This is a genomic window from Staphylococcus sp. FSL W8-1268 (genome assembly GCF_038003965.1).
Classification (GTDB): domain Bacteria; phylum Bacillota; class Bacilli; order Staphylococcales; family Staphylococcaceae; genus Staphylococcus; species Staphylococcus hominis.
In genome coordinates this window covers 738,263-758,894 of record NZ_JBBOQE010000001.1, presented here as the reverse complement: position 1 = coordinate 758,894, position 20,632 = coordinate 738,263, and the positions used below count along the sequence as shown (strand labels likewise).

Below are 20,632 nucleotides of genomic sequence, written 5' to 3'. Positions count from 1 at the left end.
ATTATTCAACTCCCATTTCTTTTAAATAACTTTTTCCGTATTTTGGCAATTCAACATTGAAATTATCTGCTATTGTTGCACCAATAGAACTAAATGTTGTATCTCCTGATAATTCATGGTATGCATCTATTTTAGGGCTAAACATAAGCACTGGAATATATTCTCGCGTATGGTCAGTACCCTCTGCAATTGGATCATTACCATGATCTGCCGTAATAATAACTAAATCATCTTCTTGTAAATGATCAATTAATTCTGGTAAGCGTTCGTCAAAATCTTTAATGGCTTGTGCATAACCGTCTTTGTCTCTGCGGTGACCATATAACGCATCAAAATCCACTAAATTCAAGAAGCTGATACCATTAAAGTCCTTTTTAACGACATTAATGAGCTGATCCATGCCATCCATATTATTTTTAGTTCTTATTGCTTCTGTTACACCTTCACCGTCATAAATGTCATTAATTTTACCAATTGCAATAACATCATAGTCATGATCTTTTAATGTGTTCATTACTGTTTTACCAAATGGTTTAAGTGCATAATCATGACGATTAGACGTGCGTGTAAAGTTTCCTGGTTCACCTACATATGGGCGTGCAATAACACGGCCAATTAAGTACTTAGGATCTTTAGTTAATTCACGAACCTTTTCGCAAATATCATACAATTCTTCAAGTGGGATAATATCTTCATGTGCAGCAATTTGAAGTACTGGGTCTGCACTAGTATAAACAATTAAATCTCCTGTCTTCATTTGATGTTCGCCTAATTCATCAATAATTACAGTACCTGAAGCAGGTTTATTTGCTACAACTTTTCGACCTGTCATTTCTTCAATCTCTTGAATTAATTCATCAGGAAATCCATTTGGATAAACTTTAAATGGTTGCATGATATTTAGTCCCATAATTTCCCAATGTCCTGTCATCGTATCTTTTCCAACAGAAGCTTCACTTAATTTAGTAAAAAAAGCACCTGGTTGTTCAACTTTATTGACCACTGGCAAATCTTCAATATTACCTAATCCTAATTTTTCTAAATTAGGTAATGATTGGTTAAAACCTTCTAACGTGTGTTTTAATGTGTGTGAACCTTCATCATTAAAAGCTGCAGCATCAGGTGCTTCACCAATACCTACTGAATCCATGACAATTAAATGCACTCTTTTAAATGGTGTCGTCATATTTAACACTCCTACTCTGTAATTATTTTATGAATTAATGTTGGTGTTTTTGCTTGCGCTTTAATTTCGATACTTTCGTCAAGTTTCTTAATTACATCATCAACATTTTCACGATTACTGTGAATCGTTAATAAAGACTCTCCTACATTGACTTTGTCTCCTACTTTCTTATTCAACACAATGCCAACACTTAAATCTATGTCATCGTCTTTCGTTTGTCTTCCCGCACCTAACATCATTGAAGCAACTCCAATTTCATTAGCAATAAGCTCTGAAACTACACCACTTGATTTTGCTTTATAATCAATTTGATATTCGGCAGTCGGTAATAACTCCGGTAAATTGACAACTGAAGCATCTCCACCTTGATTTTCTAAAAATGTTTTGAATTTATCTAATGCTGAACCATTTTCGATGGCTTCATTGAGCAATTGACGCGCCTCTTCAAGTGTATTTGCTCTTTCAGCAAGTACGACCATTTGTGAACCAAGCGTTAACACTAGTTCAGTTAAATCTTCAGGTCCCTGACCATTTAAGGTATCAATCGCTTCTTTTAATTCTAAAGCATTCCCAATCGCACGACCAAGTGGTTGGCTCATATCTGAAATAATAGCCATTGTATTTCTACCAACATTATTTCCTATGCTAACCATAGCATGTGCTAAAGCCTCGGCGTCTTCTAATGTTTTCATGAATGCACCATTTCCAGTTTTAACATCTAGGACGATTGCATCAGCACCCGCGGCAATTTTCTTACTCATGATAGATGATGCGATTAGAGGAATAGAGTTAACTGTTCCTGTAACATCTCTTAATGCGTATAGTTTCTTATCTGCAGGTGTTAAATTGCCAGTTTGTCCAATCACTGCAACTTGATTTTCATTAACAAGTTTAATGAAGTCCGCTTCAGAGATTTCAACATGGAACCCATCAATAGATTCTAATTTATCAATCGTACCACCCGTATGTCCTAAACCACGGCCACTCATTTTGGCAACTGGCACTCCCACTGCAGCTACTAATGGTGCCAACACTAATGTCGTCGTATCTCCAACGCCACCAGTTGAGTGTTTATCTACTTTAATACCATTGATTTTTGATAAATCAATAACATCACCTGAATTAACCATTGCCATAGTTAAAGCTGCACGTTCTTCTTCATTCATATCTTGGAAAAAGATTGCCATCGCTAAACTAGAAGCTTGATAATCTGGGATATCTCCATTGGTATATCCTTCTATGAAAAATTCGATTTCTTCTTTAGTTAATATCTGTCCATCACGCTTTTTTTCAATGATGTCTACCATTCTCATTGTGCTATCCCCTTTCTCGGTTGTTGCATTTCTAAATGATGTTAAAAAACATACTATTAATAATCAGAATTTGATTCTAAACCTTTGATAATTTGAACACCAGCACTTGCTCCAATACGTGTAGCACCTGCATTAAGCATTTTGTGAAAATCTTCAAGATTACGCACGCCACCTGAAGCTTTAACCTCTAATTCGTCTCCCACAGTGTCTTTCATTAATTTCACATCTTCTGGTGTAGCGCCTCCCCCAGCAAAGCCAGTTGATGTTTTAACGAAATCTGCACCAGCAGCTTTTGCTAGTTCACTTGCTTTCACTTTTTCATCGTCTGTTAAAAGAATAGTTTCAATAATAACTTTCACTATTTTTCCGTTAGCTGCGCCAACTACGCCTTCAATATCTTTTTGAACATCTTCATATCTTCCATCTTTAAGTGCGCCTATATTGATAACCATATCAATTTCAGACGCGCCATTTTTAATCGCATCTTCTGTTTCAAAAATCTTTGTAGCGGTTGTTGTAGCTCCAAGTGGGAACCCAATCACTGTACATACGAGTACATCAGAATTCACAAGTTGTTCAGAAGCATACTTAACGTGGGTCGGATTGACGCAAATCGATTTAAAATGATACGCCTTAGCTTCAGAAATAATTTTATCAATCTGTTGACGTGTTGATTCTGGTTTTAAAAGTGTATGATCAATATATTTTGAATATTCCATAAAAATTTCCTCCAATGTATTGCTCGAAAGCCAACTTATATTAACATAATTTATATGTTTCTCTCATTTATATAGTACAAAAATTCGCAAAAATTTTAAACAAATGTTATCTTTATTTTGAATAAAATGTTAAGGAGAAGATATTCATGACAAACGGTACACCTCATATTCAACCTAATGGAGCTAAAATTGCTAAAACAGTATTAATGCCTGGAGATCCATTACGTGCAAAATATATTGCTGATAACTTTTTAGAAAATGTTGAACAATTTAATGAAGTACGTAATATGTTTGGATACACTGGCACTTATAAAGGTAAAGAGATCTCAGTAATGGGTTCAGGTATGGGTATTCCAAGTATTGGAATTTATTCGTATGAGCTTTATAATTTCTTTGATGTTGATACAATTATTCGAATAGGTTCATGTGGTGCATTACAAGAGAATGTGAATTTATATGATGTCATTATTGCTCAAGCTGCTTCAACTAATTCAAATTATGTAGATCAATTTAATATTCCTGGTCACTTTGCTCCAATTGCAGATTTTGAGTTAATTACTAAAGCTAAACAAGTTGCTGATGATATCGGGGCAGTTACACATGTTGGAAATATTTTATCATCAGATACGTTTTATAATGCCGATAAACATTTCAATGATAGTTGGAAGAACATGGGTATCTTAGGTATTGAAATGGAATCAGCTGGCTTATATTTAAATGCGATTCATGCTGGTAAAAAAGCATTAGGTATTTTTACTGTAAGTGATCATATCTTAAGAGATGAAGCTACATCAGCTGAAGAACGTCAAACATCATTTACTCAAATGATGGAAATTGCTTTAGAAATCGCTGAATAATCACTTATCAATGTTAATATTAAAAGTTAAAAGAGCCATTGTAGACGTTTTATCGTCCACAATGGCTCTTTTTAAAATAGAATACTTAAACTAAATAAGATTTAAACATCCAATTATGTTTATCTACTGATGTTTGCATACCAATAAACATATCTTCTGAAACGTCGTCTCCTGCTTCACCTGCAACTTCAATTGCTTTTCCAAGTTGTTTAGAAATTTGAGTTAAATCTTCAGAGAAAGCTTTAACCATTTCTTCAGCAGTGTAATGTGTATCTGCTTCTTTTACAATTGAAAGTTCTAAACTTTCTTTTAATGTTGCTACTGGATTACCTCCAATTGCTAGAATACGTTCTGCTAAATCGTCTACATATTGACTAGCTTCATTGTATAATTCTTCAAATTTTTCATGTAATGAGAAGAAATTAGGACCTTTAACATACCAATGGAAGTTGTGTAATTTTGTATATGCTACTGTCCAGTTTGCCACTTGTTGATTTAATTCTTTTACTACATCTTGTTGCGTCATCGAATCTCTCCTTTTTTATACAATCATGTCTCTCTTTTACAGTCATAATTATATTATAATAATTATAATCTGTAAAGTTATTTTACACACGTAATTTGAAAACACTAATACTCATGAATAAATATATAGAATCATTATCAAAAGCTTTATAATATATAATTAAAACTTATATATATTATCAATTAAAAAATAGTTTTCTCATTTATTGTCTATCATCATCAATAAAGAATGATTTTTCATATGCGTTGGGTTTATGCCAATGTGTTTTCCACATTTTATCTCTATTATTAGCAAATAGTCGATAACCTAAGTTTCTTATTGTTAATGGCGTTACTCTAAGTAGTATACCTAACCATTTTTCACTACTTAATGTTGTGATTAATTTTGCTACTGCAGTAGTCTCGTAATATAAATGATCTCCTTCTTGTAGTATCACACTATTTTTATTTTTAGCTTCAGGATGTTGTTCAAATAAATGTTGTCCCGCTTTTCCTTTTAAAGTCGCAAACTCATAGTTTTTAGGTAAACCATGTTGTATTAGCCAAATACAATAATTATAGCAATACACACAGTTTCCATCGTAATAAACGATTGGCATGTTCCGTCACCTTCCTTTTTAACTTATTTAATATATTCCTTTTACAAGGACTCATTAAACATAAAAAAGTGGATATAGAATTTATTTCAAATTCTATATCCACTTTAGCTCATTATACGTTATGATGTTTTTTATCTAACTTGTCTGCTATTATGCATCATGATTCACTTTTACAATACGTGTATATTTTAAAAATTGTTGTGAATATTTATTTTTTATATCTTCTAACTTTTCGTATGTTACCCCAATAATATGCCAATTAGGATTAAAATGATAAAAAGAATCTTTTTCACGAGACCAAGTAATCATGTTACCGTCTTTATTATATCTAGGTAATGTAACTTCGTACCCTTCTAAAACATTAATATAAGTTTGAAATATATCTGGATCAAGTCTATTAAAGTTATCAATTACTAAGTAACTTTTGTCATTTTTAGGCATAAGTTGTGTAATAAAACCTTCTCTATAATATAAGGCACCTGTCTCATTAGGTAGATATCTGCCATATAACATATCTTCACTAAAGTCAGGGTGACCACTAGTAATAACTGGATTAGCATTCGTTTTTTGTAAAAGATTATTGGCTGCTTTCAAACCTTCTTCACGTTTATCTACAACAAGTAAAATAAAAGGTTTAATTGTCTCATCATGATCTGTATTGAATCCTGGTTTTTTAATAGTCTCAAATGGTGTTCTAATCCCATCATTTTCACTCATTTCTATAATAGCATCGTATTGTGCTTGACTCATACTTGCTATTGCTTGCTTAGCATTTTCTTGTAAAAAGTATAAGTTTTTTAATTTAGGATGTTTATTTAGTGCGCCTAATGTAACAGGAGTGATATTCTTTTCATAATAAATCTCTATTGCAGTACTATTAGTACGACCAGGAATTGGAGGTTTTTCATGAATATGACGAGATACTTCACCAATTCCTACGACCGATTGATTACTATTCTTATCATAAAATATTAAATTATCCCCTACTTCTAATTGGTTATAAAAATGATAACCATTCCGTTTAATTCCATTATAAGTATGTGTAAAAATCGTATAATGTGTATCAGGTTCAAATTTTTCAGTTTCAGATAAGAAGAAATATCGAGGTAATTGAATGTTACCTTTTCCTAACTCAACGATTAATTGAAACTCTTCTTTTGTGAGCTGATTTATTAACGTTTCTCGCATATTATTCATTCGATAATCTAGCACTTCACTACGTTTTAAATAGTCAGTAGTTAAAGGCTTTAATTCTTCATTAAATTTAAATTCAACTCTAATTTTATTTTGTGCTCCTGTTTGAACACTAATAATTTCCCCAATTCCTAATAATCCAGTATCTGTTTGTACTTGATAAAAAATCACTTGATCGCCAATTTTAGCTTTTTTGAACGCTCGAAAACCCTGAGTAGGATTGAACTGTGCTCCAGACTCAAATAAAGTTATTTGTCCAACTAATGGTTCATTATGGTTCCATCTTGTATATCCACAATTTAACCAAAAGTAATTTACTTCTTCTGCCATCTAGAATCTCCTTCTTACTTATTTTAAATTTAGCATCTTTATTCATGTATATATTAATATTAATTTTAGCACCTATTAGTCATTTTTAGATAGCTTAACTTAAATATATGAATAGTCTATAAGATTTCGTTTTTTTTATTTTATCATATTTTTTTAATAGAGTTGACGTATTATGAAATCACTTTTTAAATTCAAAAAAGTGAAATAGAATCATATGAATCATCACAAAATTCCATTTCACTATTAAAATATACTACCTCATTATTTAAACCTTATTAGATTTCCGATTAACAGAAAAAGGAAAATAAAAAACTTCTAGATTCAGCTATCACACTAGAAAATCATGCTAGATATAGAAATTATTCCAACATTTCTGCTTATAAATTAAATTGATTAACTAAATATAACTTATAATTAGAGTGAACTCGCCTTCAAATACGCTATCTAAATCTTCAGAAGTTAAAATAAAATTAGACCCCTTTTCTAGCTTAAAGATTTCTCCATCTGTAATCACTTGTCCATGACCTTCTAATACAGAAATAAGACAAAATTCACGAGGCTTCATATAATTAAGCGTTCCACTTATTTCCCATTTAACCATTGTAAAAAAGTCATTAGATACAATTTGGCTACGTTTATGATTTTCTACAATTGTAGTTTCAGGTACTATAGCAGGTGCATTTGCAGTAAATTGAATCACGTCTAATGCTTTTTTAACTTCTAATGATGATCCATCAGTTCGATTACGTTCATAATCATATACTCTATATGAAATATCAGATGATTGCATTGTTTCATATACTAAAACACCAGAACCTATAGAATGAAGCATTCCAGCTGGTATAAAATAAAACTCACCTGGTTTAACTTTGAGTCTTTCTACTACATCCAACACCGCCTCTTCTTTTATCTTATTCTCAAATGTTTCTTTTGAATCAGCAGAGGTACCGAGTATAATTTCAGCATCTTCTTCTGCATCAACAATATACCAACATTCTGACTTACCATATTGACCGTTTTCAAATTCATATGCATACGAGTCGTCAGGATGAACGTGAATAGATAGAGGGTGTCTTGCATCCACTATTTTACATAATAAAGGGAAATCTTTACTTGGAAAGTCTCCAAATAATTCTCTATGCTCATTCCATACTTGATCTAATGTTTGACCAGCATACTGACCATTTTCAATCATATTTTTTCCATTCGGATGTGCAGAAATACCCCAGCATTCTCCAGTTTGTTCACTTGGTATGTCGTAATTAAATTGATTTAACTTATTACCGCCCCATATTTTTTCAAAGAAAATAGGCTTTAAAAATAATGGCATGATTGCACCTCCTAAAACACGGTTATTGCTTCTCTCTTTATTTTAAAGTGAAATATCGTATTTAAATGATTATGTATAATTAGAACAATTGATGACCCATTTTATCTTTAAATTACTATCTATTTAAGCTTTTAATATATCAGATAACTAATTCTATATAAATGCTATTTCGCTTCTATAGTTAAATAAAAATTTTCACTCATATGTTTATTATATCAATTTCATTATTAATTTAATAGAAATTATATATATTAATAAAAAAGAATAGAACAGCAAGTTTTAAAACTCACTGTCCTACTCTAACACAGAACTTTTCATTTGTAATTAATTATCTAACTTAACTACTCAAAACGAGATAATGCTTCTTGAATAGATTGATGCCCTGAAAGAATTTGAAATTCTTTATTTTCAAATTTATTTTCAGAAGTCGCTACGTGTTTTAATACAGAAGCCACATCTTCGCGTGGAATTGTACTTCCTTCATCAAAATACAAGTCAGCTTTAATTTCACCAGTACCTGATTTATCTTCTAAACCACCTGGATGAACGATTGTATAAGTTAGTCCAGAATTTCTTAAATGATTATCTGCATAGTGTTTTGCAATTGTATAAGGTTTTAAATCTCCACTTGCATCAAATGCTTCACGACGTGAATCGTAAGTAGAAACCATTACATAATGTTTAACATTTGCTTTTTTACTTGCTTCAATCGTTTTCACTGCACCATCTAAATCAACAATGATTGTTTTATCAGCACCTGTGCTACCACCTGAACCAACTGAGAAAATAACTTTATCAAAGCCTTTGAATTTCTCAGTTAAATCATCAATACTATCTTTTTCTACATCTATTAAAATGGCATTAACACCTTGATCTTTTAACGCACTTTCTTGTTCTTCTTTACGAACACCGGCTGTAAAATCAACTTGATCTTCTTTTAATTGGTTAACCAATTTAGAACCTACGCCACCATTAGCACCAATAACTAATATACTCATAAACTTATTTCCTCCTTCAATTCATTTCATAGTTTATTAATACCACTTAGTATCATTTTTAAACTTATTTACTATATATCATTGACACTTTGACAAGGACACTATATATTAATATATGAATATATATTAATATATTAAAGAGGAGGTCTCATGTGATGTCCAATACAAATAAAGATAGAGATATATTTATAGATGAATACATGCTTAACCGTTTAACTGAGACATTTAAAGCGTTAAGCGATTATAACCGTTTACGTATTTTAGAATTGTTATATAAAGGTGAAGCTAGTGTTGGGCATATTACGCATACATTAAAATTAACTCAATCAAATGTATCGCATCAATTAAAGAGTTTAAAACAAGCAGGCCTCGTTAAATCGTCACGTCATGGACAATCCATGATTTATTCTATAGACGATCAACATGTTTCTACTTTATTAAAACAAGCCATTCAACATGCTCATCATCAAAGAGGTGAATAATAAATGTCTAATCACACACACCATCATAACCATACTCATAATCATGTCCATACCAATAACAAAAAGGTATTAACAATTTCTTTTATTATTATAGGCTTATTTATGATTGTTGAAATTTTAGGAGGATTTATCGCTAATAGTCTTGCGCTATTATCAGATGGACTTCATATGTTTAGCGATACTGTTTCACTAGGAGTTGCTTTAATCGCATTTATTTATGCAGAGAAAAATGCTACTTCAACTAAAACATTCGGTTACAAACGTTTTGAAGTCTTAGCTGCCTTATTTAATGGTATAACTTTATTAATTATTAGTGGCGTCATTATCATCGAAGCGATTAGAAGATTTTTCAATCCTATTAAAGTGCAATCCACTGAAATGTTTATTATTAGTGTGATTGGACTTATAGTGAATATTATCGTTGCAATAATCATGTTTAAAAGCGGTGATACGTCACATAACTTAAATATGCGCGGTGCTTTTATTCACGTTTTAGGAGACTTACTTGGTTCATTAGGTGCCATTATAGCATCTATTCTTATATACGTATTTAACTTTACAATTGCTGATCCTATCGCAAGCATTCTAGTTTCCATTATTATATTGAAAAGTGCAATCGGTATTTCACGTTCGTCACTTAATATTTTAATGGAAGGTACACCAAGTGACGTCAATTTAGATAAAATCATTAGTACAATTATAAATCATAATGAAATTTATAATGTCCATGATTATCACGTTTGGACTATTTCAAATGATATGAATGCGTTAAGTTGTCATGCAGTCGTCTCTGAAACTATGTCTGTTCAGGACTGTGAAGGACTTCTTAAAAAAATAGAACATGAATTACTTCACTTAAATATACAACATATGACAATTCAATTAGAAACAGCACAACATGATCACGATACTTCAGTACTATGCTCTGGATTACATAAAGAGCACGCTCATCATTAAGACTACACAAACAATGTCCGCAGTTTACAATATAAGTAAAAAGTCGAACAGAATTCATATTAGTTTCTGCTCGACTTTTTTTACTTATATAAAATAATCGAAAATAAATTGTTTGCCTGGTACATGTTTTTCATCAAATCCTTGAAGAAATTCTTCATTATCATACGGTAATTTTACTCTTTCAACACTAAACTCATTTTCGTTAATTGTGACGATTCCATATACGGCATATTTACCATTATTAAGTCCTACTGAACCAGGATTGAAATAGGTTTTGTTATTATCATCATACAAGTGTAATTGATGATTATGTCCAAAAGCTATAAAATCCGCATCCTTATCTTCAAATAATTTAACTATCTCTTCTTTTTGATTATCTACAATAGGTTCAAATGGTTGTTTATCAATCCCCTCTTCTAATCTTTGATTTTCAATTTCATAATGTATAAATAAACATTTTTTCCCACAAATTGTTTTTTCTAAATATCTTGGTAGTGTATTTAATACATCATAGTAATCTTCATCCATTCGACTTTCAATCCATTGATGGTGTTCATAAAATTTATTTTTTAAATCTTCTGGATACGGTGTACCATTAACAATTGACATAATTGCTTCATCGTGATTACCAGCAATAATTTCCATATCATCTCGATCGAAAATCATATCTAATACTTTATTGGTTTCATGGCCAATTCCAATATTATCACCTAAGTTAAAGATTTGATCGATATCTTCTCTATTATCAATATCATCTAAAACAGTTTGTAAGGCATCAAAATTACCATGAACGTCGGTTAAAATTGCAAATTTCACCATAAAGTCTCCTTTCATTATTAAATCATTAGCATATTTTAACACTTAAAACATAATATTGTTAGATATTAATTTAAAAAAAGCACAAATTCTGATATTGTGTATTATATTAACGTAAAGGAGTGCTTATTTTGTTTAAATTTCATAGTTTAGCATTTAAAAATGCTAAGTCACAACTCATAAAAACAATACTATTTAGTTTAGTAAGTTTTATTATTGTATTTGTGGCATTTGTGATTGCTAGAACTTTCTTCATTCAAAACTTTATGCAGATGCAACTAGCAACACAATTTCAACAGTCATCAGGCGCATCATTAGTAATGATAATACTCGTCTTGGTCTTAGGATTATTATTTTTTATACTTGCAGGTTATCAATTACTTGCAGGAGCTTTTAATATTATGGCTAAAGCTATTGAAAAAGAAGCTGTTCAATTTTCTGATTTGTTTTTTGCTTTTAAAAAAGGAAAATATGTTAAAAGTCTTCTTTTAGCTTTAATTAGTATTATTCTTTATGCTGTATTATATTTAATCACATTAGGATTAAACTTTTTATTTAATAAAGCTTTAACACCATTATTCACATCTATTCAACAGTCAGTAAGTACATCCGATCACGCTATTGGTATTTTACTTACTGTACAAATTATCTTAATTATCATTATGGGATTCATTCTTTCAATCGTATATTGGTTCTTCTTTATATTAATGATTAATTATACTGTATCATTTGCACGTAAAAATGACTTAAGTGCTATAGGTCATTTTAAAGATGGATTTAAAGGAATTAAAAATGGACGTAAAACTTGGTTCAAATTCTTTTTAGCTATCTTATTAATTAACCTACTCATTATTATCATTACACAACCACTTGGTACAATATTAACTGTATTAACCGGAAATATGTCCCAAAATGTAGCACAAGTGATTTTAATTATTGCTCAAACGCTTATTATTATTGTACGTTTAATTCTATATTTTGTAATTATAATGGGTATTGTTCAATATTTCTTACGTCGCGGTGAGAATGTGAAAAGACCTGTAAACGAAAAGAAAAAAAGTAAACGAAAAGAAAAAAAAGAAATAAATCATAAAAAAGAAGCGTTAAAAAACGATCCTTCATCTTTTAATGATACAAAAAATCATGTTAAAGAAGACTTAAATCATCAAAAAAATTTAAATAACGATAAATAAATCACTATTCAACACAAAAGGTAAGAAAGCAGGTTTCTCCTACTTTCTTACCTTATTTTAATTTAAAAGATGGTGTTCTAAATATAAAGCCGCGCCATCTTCTTCATTTGTATATTGTGTAGTATCATCAGTAATAGACTGAATTTCTGGACGTGCATTTTTCATTGAAACAGTGTATCCTCCAAATTCAAACATTGCTCTGTCATTATCGCTATCACCAATAACAAGTGTTTCTTCTTGTTTAATATCGAAATGATCTATCATTTCTTTAATTCCAGTGCCTTTATCCACTTGATAAGCCATCGTCTCAGCATTAAACCTTGAAGAATTAGATACGCTAATATTTAATAACACTTTATTTTGTATTAATTCATCTCTAAACGTTTTAATTTTATTTAACTTTTTATTGAAAAGATAAATTTTAGAATAGGCGTCATTTGGAATATCTTTTCTCCAATTAATTTTACCATTCATGGCATCTCGACGTGATTTCCATTCACTTTCACTCACTTCATTTTGTGGATGTTCACTATCAATCATATCTTCCATCCATGATTGATCTTCAATTAGTGAAATTCTATCTCCTTCAAAAGGAAAAACTTCATAATAAATATGTTGTTGTTGAGCCAGTTGCACGATTTTTTTTACACTATCTATTGTCAAACTATGTTTAAATAAAAGTTTATCTTCAATATCACCTCTTGTTCCATTAGAACTAATAACACCATCTACTTTAAAACCTTTTGGTACTAAATTATGAATTTCAGAATAAGAACGTCCTGTTGCTAGAAATACCTTATAATTTTTTTCTCTTAATTGATCAATTACTTCTTTTGTTTTTACAGTCGCTTTATTATCTTCATGCAATAGTGTTCCATCCATATCTAAGAATATTGCTTTAATATTTTCAAATATCATCGTGATACCCTCCATCTAATTCTTTCTTAAAAATTGTGACATTTATTTAACCAAAGTGCAAACTCAATTATATTTTATATAAAGATGATATCGATTTCTATATTGAATGACTTCAATTTGATTATTAAAAAATTTAGACATAATCGAATCAGTTAAAATATCTTTTGTTATTCCTTTATCAAAACAACTACCCTCTTTTAATAAAAATATCTTACTAAATAAAGGAATAATTTCCTCTATGACATGAGTCACGTAAATCATCGTCAAATGAGCGTATGTCTTATTTAAATTTTCTAATAAATATAATAACTGCTCTCTAGCCAAAAAGTCTAATCCTGATGCTGGTTCATCAAGAATAAGCACATCAGGTTGATGTATAAGCGCGCGAGCAATCATTACTTTTTGTTTTTGTCCTGTTGAGAGATATCCTAAATATTGATCTTTATATGATAACATTCCTACTAAATTTAATAATTTTTCTGCTTCTTTAATATGTTCATCAGAATACTCTTTATATAGACCAATAGATTTAAATATGCCGCTTAATACGACATCAATCACTTTCTCACCGTCTTGAAATTTTTCTAATAAACTATGCGAAACAAATCCAATATGTTGACGAACGTTTTCTGCAGAATATCCTTTTTTACCTGGTACCATTTCAAACATTTCTATTTCACCCTGAGATACACTCTCATAAGCATTCATGATATTTAATAGTGTTGTTTTTCCTGCACCATTCAACCCATAAAGAATCCAATTATCTCCCGCTTCAATATGCCAATTTAAATCATTAAGGATTGTTTTTCCGTGTTTCTTTTTATAGATATGCTTTAAATTTATCAAATGATCACCTCTACTTAAAATAAGTGTATGATGATTCTGATTATTTAACAAATTAAATAAAAAACTGAGACATGTCATTCATGTCCCAGCTTTTTGAATTATTCAACTGTAACTGATTTGGCTAAGTTACGAGGTTTATCAACATCTAATCCTCTGTGTAACGCTGCATAATATGCGATTAATTGTAGTGCTACTACTGATACTAAAGGTGTTAATAATTCGTGTACATGAGGAATCACATATGTGTCTCCATCTTTTTCTAAACCTTCCATTGAAATAATACAAGGTTTAGCGCCACGAGCTACTACTTCTTTAACATTACCACGAATTGATAAATTCACATTTTCTTGAGTAGCTAAAGCAATGACTGGCGTATCATCTTCGATTAAAGCAATAGTACCGTGTTTTAACTCTCCACCAGCAAATCCTTCAGCTTGAATATATGAAATTTCTTTAAGTTTTAATGCTCCTTCTAAACTTACATTGTAATCCATCGCACGACCAATAAAGAAAGCATTTCTAGTCGTTTCTAAGAATTCTTTAGTAATTTTTTCCATTACTGGTGCGTCATCTACAATCGTTTCAATTGCAGTTGTTACTTTTGCTAATTCTCTTAATAAGTCAATACCGTTATCGCGTCCATGCGCTTTAGCTACAACTTGAGAAAGAATTGATAATACAGCAATTTGAGCTGTATAAGCTTTAGTTGATGCAACAGCAATTTCAGGTCCTGCGTGTAATAACAACGTATGATCAGCTTCACGAGATAACGTTGAACCTGCTACATTTGTAATTGTTAAAGACTTATGGCCTAATTTATTTGTTTCAACCAATACTGCACGGCTATCAGCTGTTTCTCCTGATTGAGAGATATAAATAAATAAAGGTTTTTCAGATAATAATGGCATGTTATAAACAAATTCTGATGCCACATGAACTTCAGTTGGCACTCCAGATAGTTTTTCAAGATATTCTTTACCAACTAAACCAGCATGATAACTTGTCCCTGCAGCAATGATATAAATACGATCTGCATTCGACACATCTTTAATAATCTCAGAATCAATATTTAAATCTCCATTTTCATCTTCGTATTCTTGAATAATACGACGCATTACTGCTGGTTGTTCATTAATTTCTTTTAACATATAGTGATCATAAATACCTTTTTCAGCATCTGATGCATCTATTTGAGCAGTATACGTTGGACGATCTTGAATATTTCCATCTTTATCTTTAATTGTTACACTTTCTTTTTTAACAATAACAATTTCATGATCATGAATTTCTTTATATTGATTTGTAACTTTAATCATTGCTAATGCATCTGAAGCAATAACATTAAAGTCGTCACCAATACCAACAAGTAAAGGTGATTTATTTTTAGCTACATAAATAGTGTCTTCATCCTCAGAATCTAACATGCCTAAAGCATATGATCCATCTAATAAAGATACTGCTTTAGTGAATGCATCTTCAGTTTCTAACCCTTTATTTGAAAAATATTCTACTAATTGAACGATAACTTCTGTATCAGTTTCTGATTTAAACGTTACATCTGATAAGTATTCGCTTTTTAGCTCTTCATAATTTTCAATGACACCATTATGTACTAAAGTAAAACGTCCATTATTTGATTGATGAGGATGTGAATTAACAGTACTAGGTACCCCATGAGTAGCCCAACGAGTATGACCAATACCAATGTGACCATCAATGTCATTGCTATCTGCTACTTTTCTTAATTCTGCAATACGTCCTTTTTCCTTAAATACAGTAGTACCCTCATCATTGACAACAGCAATTCCTGCTGAATCATATCCTCTATATTCTAATTTTTCTAAACCAGATAATAATAATTCTTTGGCATTATCAAAGCCAATATATCCAACAATTCCGCACATATTTCTTTTTCCTCCATTACATAGTCATATGATAATTTTATCTGCTATATAAAATTTTTTAATTAGACATTGTTCGTTTTTTTGTATTGGATTCTAAACATCATATTTCTATGTCTTCTATTTATTTTATATTTGGCATTCTTATTATAGTTGTACATCTAGTTACCTATATGTTTTAAATAATAAGCTAACGAATGTGCCTCATCCGGAATAGCATCCGCCGATTATATCGATAACTATTCTCCTCGTCTACAATATAATTAGTATGTCTATGAGTATTCTCCTAATTAATACTAAATGATTAACATTCTAATTACTTGTCCAGGCGCTTTGTTTTATTTTTATTACATCTATCCTCCTTTCTTCCAATACTATTTATTTTACCTTTTTTTATTAATCATTTGCAAATATTATTATATTTAATTCATAAACTTATAGTCATAATTTGATATTTAATTTATATTTTTTGATAAAAAATACTCTCTTTAAAGTTTTCAGTTCTACAACTTTAACTTTAAAGAGAGTGTATTCTTGTTTTTTAATGGTACTATTAATTTAATCCCATTTTTTCTTTTACTTTATTAGCAATTGTTTGAGCGTAACGTTCAGCATCTTCATTTGTAGCTGCCTCAACCATTACTCTTACTAATGGTTCAGTTCCTGAAGGTCTAACTAATATTCTTCCTTCACCGTTCATTTCATTCTCAACTTCATCCATAACAGCTTTAACGTCTTCATTTTCAGACACATGATGTTTATCTGTTACTTTTACATTGATTAATGATTGTGGATACTTTTTCATTTGGGCTGCTAACTCACTTAAAGTTTTACCACTTGATTTAATAATAGCTGCAAGTTGTACGCCAGTTAGTAGTCCATCACCAGTCGTGTTATAGTCCATCATTACTATATGTCCAGATTGTTCTCCGCCTAAATTATAATGGCCTCGTCTCATTTCTTCAACGACATATCTATCTCCAACTTTTGTTTTATTTGATTGAATGCCTTCTGTTTCAAGAGCTTTATAAAATCCTAAATTACTCATTACAGTAGATACAATCATATTATTATTTAATTCATGATTTTTATGCATGTCTTGACCAATAATAAACATAATTTGGTCACCATCAATGATGTTACCCTTTTCATCAACAGCAATTAAACGATCTCCATCTCCATCAAAAGCTAAACCAAAATCACTTTCAGTTTCTACAACTTTTTCAGCTAAATGTTCAGGATGAGTAGACCCACATTCATCATTAATATTGTATCCATCTGGATTACAACCAATTGTAACTGTTGTTGCCTCTAAATCACCAAATAAGAAAGGCGCAAGTGAAGAAGTTGATCCATTCGCCCCATCTAATGTAATTTTAAGTCCATCTAAATTTATATCAATAGTAGATTTAAGATAACTTAAGTATTTTTGTGCACCTTCATAATAATCTGAAAAATGCAGAATGTCTTTACCTGCAGGACGTGGTAAGTCAGGTTGTTCTTGGTCTAATAATTGTTCAATTTCTTCTTCTTGCTTATCTGAAAGTTTAAAACCATCAGCACCAAAGAACTTAATACCATTGTCAGCCACAGGATTATGAGAGGCAGAAATCATTATCCCTAATTGTGCTCCCATTTCACGTGTTAAATATGCAACACCTGGAGTAGAAATAACTCCTAATCTCATTACTTCTGCACCTATTGATGCTAATCCAGCAATTAAAGCAGATTCTAACATTTCACCCGACACACGAGTATCTCTACCAACTAAAACTCTAGGATGTTTCTCTCCTTCATTATGTGCTAATACATAACCACCATAGCGACCTAGCTTAAACGCTAATTCAGGTGTTAATTCTTTATTAGCTACTCCTCTTACACCATCAGTTCCAAAATATTTTCCCATTTTAATTACTCCTTTATTATCTAGTTTACTATTTTAAATTGACATGTGCTGTGACTTCATTGAATTCAGATTTCTTAACTTGTTTAGGTATTTTGAGTTGAAGAGTTTTATTAGTTGACTCAGTGATATCATCTAAATTTACATCAGCTTCTATGTCATTAATATCCTTCAAATCATCTTTATTACCATAAATTTCTACTTCATTCTCATTTAGTTTAATGTTATCTAAACTTTCATCGTCAGGTAACGAACCTTTTTTAACAGTTTTAATTTTTACTTTTTTACTGTAAGGTTCAAGTTTCACTGACATTTTAACATTATTAGGCTTGATCTGAACGTTTAATTTATTCAATTGCTTGTCAAATGCAGTAATTTCAGCTACATCAGTAGTATCCTCACTGATATTAGTCGCATTTTTAAATGTCGCTTTTAAATATGCAATTTTATCTAATTGCTTTTTACCGCCCGTAACTTGAACAGTATTTTTATTTAAAAAAGCTTCACTTACTTTATAATTTGAATTTATATTGTTTTGTGCAATATCAGGCTGAACATGCATAGTTTTAGTGTCTTTATCTTCCAAAGTGATATACGCATGTTTAGGTTTAACATTATAACTAATATCGTTACTTAATCCCTTAACAATATAATCTTCTTTATAATTTCCAGATTTAGCATTAGATAAGTTAACTGTAACCTTGATATCGTCTGAACTTTCTATTTTCAATAACTTTGATTGTGGTCCTGAAATAGTAACATCAACAGTATCTGGTGATCTAGTAACATGTAAATTTTTAGTATTATAAAGAATTTCTACAGGTACATCTTCTATTGTTTTAGAAGAATTCTGAGATAGATTATCATTGTTAAAAATATTGCCAAACACATTATTAACAGAAAGATAAAAAAAGATCGCTAATATTAAGGCAAAAAATCTTAATCCCCATTTACTTTCTAACATGCTATTTCACACCCTTCTTTTGAGCGCGAGCTCCAAACCAATGTTCAGCTAATAACTCTTCGAATACTTCATCAGAAACATCACGTCTTAATTTACCATCGAAAGTAACTGATATTGAACCGGTTTCTTCAGATACTACCACAGTAAATGAGTCCGAAACTTCAGAAATTCCTACGGCTGCCCTATGTCTTGTACCTAAACTTTTAGAAATTTTATTACTATCTGAAAGTGGTAAATAACATGCAGCACTAGCAATTTTAGTATTTTGAATAATCATAGCCCCATCATGTAATGGTGTATTAGGTATAAAAACATTTATCAATAATTCTTGAGATATTGCAGAATTCATTGATATACCAGTTTCAATATAGTCTTGTAATCCAGTTTCCTTTTCAAAAACAATTAATGCTCCAATTCGTCTTTTAGCCATATACTGAACAGCCTTTGATACAGATTGGATTAATTTTTCTTCATCATGACTGTAAGTATTGGTATAGCGTTTAAATAGGCTTCCTCGCCCTAATTGCTCAAGTGCTCGTCTTATTTCTGGTTGGAATATCACAATTAAAGCTAAAACGCCCCATTGAATCACAATATCAAATAACTTTGAGGTAGCAGTTAAATTAAGAAGTTTACTTACTTGTTGTCCAATAACTATAAATAATATACCTTTAAGCAATTGAATTGCTTTAGTTCCTTTAAATACAGTAATGAGAAGATAAAGGACATACCAGACAATAAGTATATCTAATATACTTGTAATAATCTTCAAAGTACTAAGATTATTAAAAAAGTTGGAAAAATCCATAATCTCTCCTCCGTCTATAACTTTCATACTCATAATTATACCAATGAAAGGTATAACTGTCATACTATGAAAGTCAATACTTATAAATTTTTTCATGAACATCACTACTAAAAATGGGTAATAAAAAAGCACCCCATTAAGGAGTGCTTAAAGTGAGCCATAGAGGATTCGAACCTCTGACCCTCTGATTAAAAGTCAGATGCTCTACCAACTGAGCTAATGGCTCTTATGGCTGGGCTAGCTGGATTCGAACCAGCGCGTGACGGAGTCAAAGTCCGTTGCCTTACCGCTTGGCTATAGCCCAATAAGATGGTGGAGGGGGGCAGATTCGAACTGCCGAACCCGAAGGAGCGGATTTACAGTCCGCCGCGTTTAGCCACTTCGCTACCCCTCCGATATTTAAATGGTGGAGAATGACGGGTTCGAACCGCCGACCCTCTGCTTGTAAGGCAGATGCTCTCCCAGCTGAGCTAATTCTCCAAATAAATGACTCCTACGGGACTCGAACCCGTGTTACCGCCGTGAAAGGGCGGTGTCTTAACCGCTTGACCAAGGAGCCATGGCTCCGCAGGTAGGATTCGAACCTACGACCGATCGGTTAACAGCCGATAGCTCTACCACTGAGCTACTGCGGAATAATATTTATGCCTGGCAACGTCCTACTCTAGCGGAACGTCAGTCCAACTACCATCGGCGCTAAGGAGCTTAACTTCTGTGTTCGGCATGGGAACAGGTGTGACCTCCTTGCCATTGTCACCAGACAAGTGAATGATTATACATTCAAAACTAGATA

The 20,632-nt window shown here is 31.3% G+C and carries 19 protein-coding genes, 6 tRNA genes and 1 rRNA gene; 4 read left to right on the top strand and 22 right to left on the bottom strand.

Annotated features, from left to right (window positions below):
- Window position 1: 1 nt before the first annotated feature.
- The 3 genes from deoB to deoC are packed head-to-tail and all read right to left on the bottom strand — an operon-like array spanning window position 2 to window position 3,218.
- Complete coding sequence (gene deoB / locus NST64_RS03825; protein WP_107632244.1) at window positions 2–1,186, bottom strand: phosphopentomutase; 1,185 nt, start codon at window positions 1,184–1,186, stop codon at window positions 2–4.
- 11 nt (window positions 1,187–1,197) lie between these two features.
- A complete protein-coding gene (locus tag NST64_RS03820; protein WP_049437372.1) occupies window positions 1,198–2,499 on the bottom strand; it encodes a pyrimidine-nucleoside phosphorylase in 1,302 nt (433 codons plus the stop codon).
- Between the two features lie 56 nt (window positions 2,500–2,555).
- Window positions 2,556–3,218, bottom strand: coding sequence for a deoxyribose-phosphate aldolase (deoC, locus tag NST64_RS03815; RefSeq protein ID WP_002455046.1), 663 nt, complete (start codon window positions 3,216–3,218; stop codon window positions 2,556–2,558).
- A 146-nt stretch (window positions 3,219–3,364) separates the two neighbouring features.
- Between deoC and deoD the strand changes: the two genes are divergently transcribed.
- Entirely contained in the window at window positions 3,365–4,075 is a 711-nt protein-coding gene (gene deoD, locus NST64_RS03810; protein ID WP_002448701.1) for a purine-nucleoside phosphorylase, read from the top strand.
- Window positions 4,076–4,160: 85 nt separating this feature from the next.
- On the opposite strand, the gene NST64_RS03805 is transcribed toward deoD, so the two are convergent.
- From NST64_RS03805 to NST64_RS03785, 5 genes are all read right to left on the bottom strand, one after another.
- Window positions 4,161–4,601 carry a Dps family protein gene (locus tag NST64_RS03805; RefSeq protein ID WP_002448670.1) on the bottom strand — a complete coding sequence of 147 codons (441 nt, stop codon included), beginning with the start codon at window positions 4,599–4,601 and terminating at the stop codon, window positions 4,161–4,163.
- Window positions 4,602–4,803: 202 nt separating this feature from the next.
- Window positions 4,804–5,199: a thiol-disulfide oxidoreductase DCC family protein gene (locus NST64_RS03800; protein WP_077700794.1), complete on the bottom strand. Its 396-nt coding sequence runs from the start codon at window positions 5,197–5,199 to the stop codon at window positions 4,804–4,806.
- A gap of 150 nt (window positions 5,200–5,349) precedes the next feature.
- A complete protein-coding gene (locus NST64_RS03795; RefSeq protein ID WP_002448691.1) occupies window positions 5,350–6,723 on the bottom strand; it encodes an EVE domain-containing protein in 1,374 nt (457 codons plus the stop codon).
- Between the two features lie 397 nt (window positions 6,724–7,120).
- Entirely contained in the window at window positions 7,121–8,053 is a 933-nt protein-coding gene (locus NST64_RS03790) for a type I phosphomannose isomerase catalytic subunit (RefSeq protein ID WP_107632245.1), read from the bottom strand.
- Between the two features lie 341 nt (window positions 8,054–8,394).
- On the bottom strand, window positions 8,395–9,051 hold the full coding sequence (locus NST64_RS03785; RefSeq protein WP_002448697.1) for an NAD(P)-binding oxidoreductase: 657 nt from the start codon (window positions 9,049–9,051) through the stop codon (window positions 8,395–8,397).
- A 155-nt stretch (window positions 9,052–9,206) separates the two neighbouring features.
- Here NST64_RS03785 and NST64_RS03780 point away from each other — a divergent pair, with 155 nt between their 5' ends.
- Together NST64_RS03780 and czrB are read left to right on the top strand one after the other, a co-directional pair.
- Window positions 9,207–9,533, top strand: a complete 327-nt coding sequence (locus NST64_RS03780) for an ArsR/SmtB family transcription factor (protein WP_002448641.1) — start codon at window positions 9,207–9,209, stop codon at window positions 9,531–9,533.
- Window positions 9,534–9,536: 3 nt separating this feature from the next.
- Window positions 9,537–10,490 (top strand): CDF family zinc efflux transporter CzrB, encoded by a 954-nt coding sequence (gene czrB, locus NST64_RS03775; protein ID WP_002448714.1) that lies wholly within the window; start codon window positions 9,537–9,539, stop codon window positions 10,488–10,490.
- 84 nt (window positions 10,491–10,574) lie between these two features.
- Here czrB and NST64_RS03770 read toward each other — a convergent pair whose 3' ends face one another.
- The gene (locus NST64_RS03770; protein ID WP_002448650.1) at window positions 10,575–11,309 is read right to left on the bottom strand and encodes a metallophosphoesterase family protein; all 735 of its coding nucleotides are present in this window, start codon (window positions 11,307–11,309) and stop codon (window positions 10,575–10,577) included.
- 128 nt (window positions 11,310–11,437) lie between these two features.
- Here NST64_RS03770 and NST64_RS03765 point away from each other — a divergent pair, with 128 nt between their 5' ends.
- Window positions 11,438–12,499 (top strand): YtxH domain-containing protein, encoded by a 1,062-nt coding sequence (locus tag NST64_RS03765; RefSeq protein WP_142837407.1) that lies wholly within the window; start codon window positions 11,438–11,440, stop codon window positions 12,497–12,499.
- Between the two features lie 57 nt (window positions 12,500–12,556).
- Here NST64_RS03765 and NST64_RS03760 read toward each other — a convergent pair whose 3' ends face one another.
- The 13 genes from NST64_RS03760 to rrf form a co-directional block, all read right to left on the bottom strand.
- On the bottom strand, window positions 12,557–13,417 hold the full coding sequence (locus tag NST64_RS03760; RefSeq protein ID WP_049417932.1) for an HAD family hydrolase: 861 nt from the start codon (window positions 13,415–13,417) through the stop codon (window positions 12,557–12,559).
- Window positions 13,418–13,480: 63 nt separating this feature from the next.
- Window positions 13,481–14,341, bottom strand: coding sequence for an ABC transporter ATP-binding protein (locus NST64_RS03755; RefSeq protein WP_002488142.1), 861 nt, complete (start codon window positions 14,339–14,341; stop codon window positions 13,481–13,483).
- 20 nt (window positions 14,342–14,361) lie between these two features.
- Window positions 14,362–16,167: a glutamine--fructose-6-phosphate transaminase (isomerizing) gene (glmS, locus tag NST64_RS03750; RefSeq protein ID WP_002488138.1), complete on the bottom strand. Its 1,806-nt coding sequence runs from the start codon at window positions 16,165–16,167 to the stop codon at window positions 14,362–14,364.
- A 550-nt stretch (window positions 16,168–16,717) separates the two neighbouring features.
- Window positions 16,718–18,070: a phosphoglucosamine mutase gene (gene glmM, locus NST64_RS03745; RefSeq protein WP_002448705.1), complete on the bottom strand. Its 1,353-nt coding sequence runs from the start codon at window positions 18,068–18,070 to the stop codon at window positions 16,718–16,720.
- 28 nt (window positions 18,071–18,098) lie between these two features.
- Window positions 18,099–19,031, bottom strand: coding sequence for a CdaR family protein (locus NST64_RS03740; RefSeq protein ID WP_002488151.1), 933 nt, complete (start codon window positions 19,029–19,031; stop codon window positions 18,099–18,101).
- Between the two features lies 1 nt (window position 19,032).
- Window positions 19,033–19,839 carry a diadenylate cyclase CdaA gene (cdaA, locus tag NST64_RS03735; protein ID WP_002455035.1) on the bottom strand — a complete coding sequence of 269 codons (807 nt, stop codon included), beginning with the start codon at window positions 19,837–19,839 and terminating at the stop codon, window positions 19,033–19,035.
- 153 nt (window positions 19,840–19,992) lie between these two features.
- Window positions 19,993–20,065: transfer RNA gene (locus NST64_RS03730), tRNA-Lys, on the bottom strand.
- A 3-nt stretch (window positions 20,066–20,068) separates the two neighbouring features.
- Window positions 20,069–20,143: transfer RNA gene (locus tag NST64_RS03725), tRNA-Gln, on the bottom strand.
- Between the two features lie 6 nt (window positions 20,144–20,149).
- Window positions 20,150–20,233 (bottom strand) — tRNA-Tyr (locus NST64_RS03720).
- Window positions 20,234–20,243: 10 nt separating this feature from the next.
- Window positions 20,244–20,319: transfer RNA gene (locus NST64_RS03715), tRNA-Val, on the bottom strand.
- Between the two features lie 7 nt (window positions 20,320–20,326).
- Window positions 20,327–20,398: transfer RNA gene (locus tag NST64_RS03710), tRNA-Glu, on the bottom strand.
- Between the two features lies 1 nt (window position 20,399).
- Window positions 20,400–20,474, bottom strand: a tRNA-Asn gene (locus tag NST64_RS03705).
- Between the two features lie 11 nt (window positions 20,475–20,485).
- Window positions 20,486–20,600: ribosomal RNA gene (gene rrf, locus NST64_RS03700) — 5S ribosomal RNA — on the bottom strand.
- Window positions 20,601–20,632: the final 32 nt, after the last annotated feature.

What these genes read in the sequence shown, in the direction of transcription:
- czrB (WP_002448714.1), top strand. Translation starts at nt 9,537, where the DNA reads ATGTCTAATCACACACACCATCATAACCATACTCATAATCATGTCCAT.
- NST64_RS03820 (WP_049437372.1), bottom strand. Translation starts at nt 2,499, where the DNA reads ATGAGAATGGTAGACATCATTGAAAAAAAGCGTGATGGACAGATATTA.
- NST64_RS03760 (WP_049417932.1), bottom strand. Translation starts at nt 13,417, where the DNA reads ATGATATTTGAAAATATTAAAGCAATATTCTTAGATATGGATGGAACA.
- NST64_RS03800 (WP_077700794.1), bottom strand. Translation starts at nt 5,199, where the DNA reads ATGCCAATCGTTTATTACGATGGAAACTGTGTGTATTGCTATAATTAT.
- cdaA (WP_002455035.1), bottom strand. Translation starts at nt 19,839, where the DNA reads ATGGATTTTTCCAACTTTTTTAATAATCTTAGTACTTTGAAGATTATT.
- NST64_RS03795 (WP_002448691.1), bottom strand. Translation starts at nt 6,723, where the DNA reads ATGGCAGAAGAAGTAAATTACTTTTGGTTAAATTGTGGATATACAAGA.
- NST64_RS03805 (WP_002448670.1), bottom strand. Translation starts at nt 4,601, where the DNA reads ATGACGCAACAAGATGTAGTAAAAGAATTAAATCAACAAGTGGCAAAC.
- NST64_RS03755 (WP_002488142.1), bottom strand. Translation starts at nt 14,341, where the DNA reads ATGACATGTCTCAGTTTTTTATTTAATTTGTTAAATAATCAGAATCAT.
- NST64_RS03780 (WP_002448641.1), top strand. Translation starts at nt 9,207, where the DNA reads ATGTCCAATACAAATAAAGATAGAGATATATTTATAGATGAATACATG.
- NST64_RS03740 (WP_002488151.1), bottom strand. Translation starts at nt 19,031, where the DNA reads ATGTTAGAAAGTAAATGGGGATTAAGATTTTTTGCCTTAATATTAGCG.
- deoB (WP_107632244.1), bottom strand. Translation starts at nt 1,186, where the DNA reads ATGACGACACCATTTAAAAGAGTGCATTTAATTGTCATGGATTCAGTA.
- NST64_RS03790 (WP_107632245.1), bottom strand. Translation starts at nt 8,053, where the DNA reads ATGCCATTATTTTTAAAGCCTATTTTCTTTGAAAAAATATGGGGCGGT.
- glmM (WP_002448705.1), bottom strand. Translation starts at nt 18,070, where the DNA reads ATGGGAAAATATTTTGGAACTGATGGTGTAAGAGGAGTAGCTAATAAA.
- deoD (WP_002448701.1), top strand. Translation starts at nt 3,365, where the DNA reads ATGACAAACGGTACACCTCATATTCAACCTAATGGAGCTAAAATTGCT.
- NST64_RS03770 (WP_002448650.1), bottom strand. Translation starts at nt 11,309, where the DNA reads ATGGTGAAATTTGCAATTTTAACCGACGTTCATGGTAATTTTGATGCC.
- NST64_RS03785 (WP_002448697.1), bottom strand. Translation starts at nt 9,051, where the DNA reads ATGAGTATATTAGTTATTGGTGCTAATGGTGGCGTAGGTTCTAAATTG.
- glmS (WP_002488138.1), bottom strand. Translation starts at nt 16,167, where the DNA reads ATGTGCGGAATTGTTGGATATATTGGCTTTGATAATGCCAAAGAATTA.
- deoC (WP_002455046.1), bottom strand. Translation starts at nt 3,218, where the DNA reads ATGGAATATTCAAAATATATTGATCATACACTTTTAAAACCAGAATCA.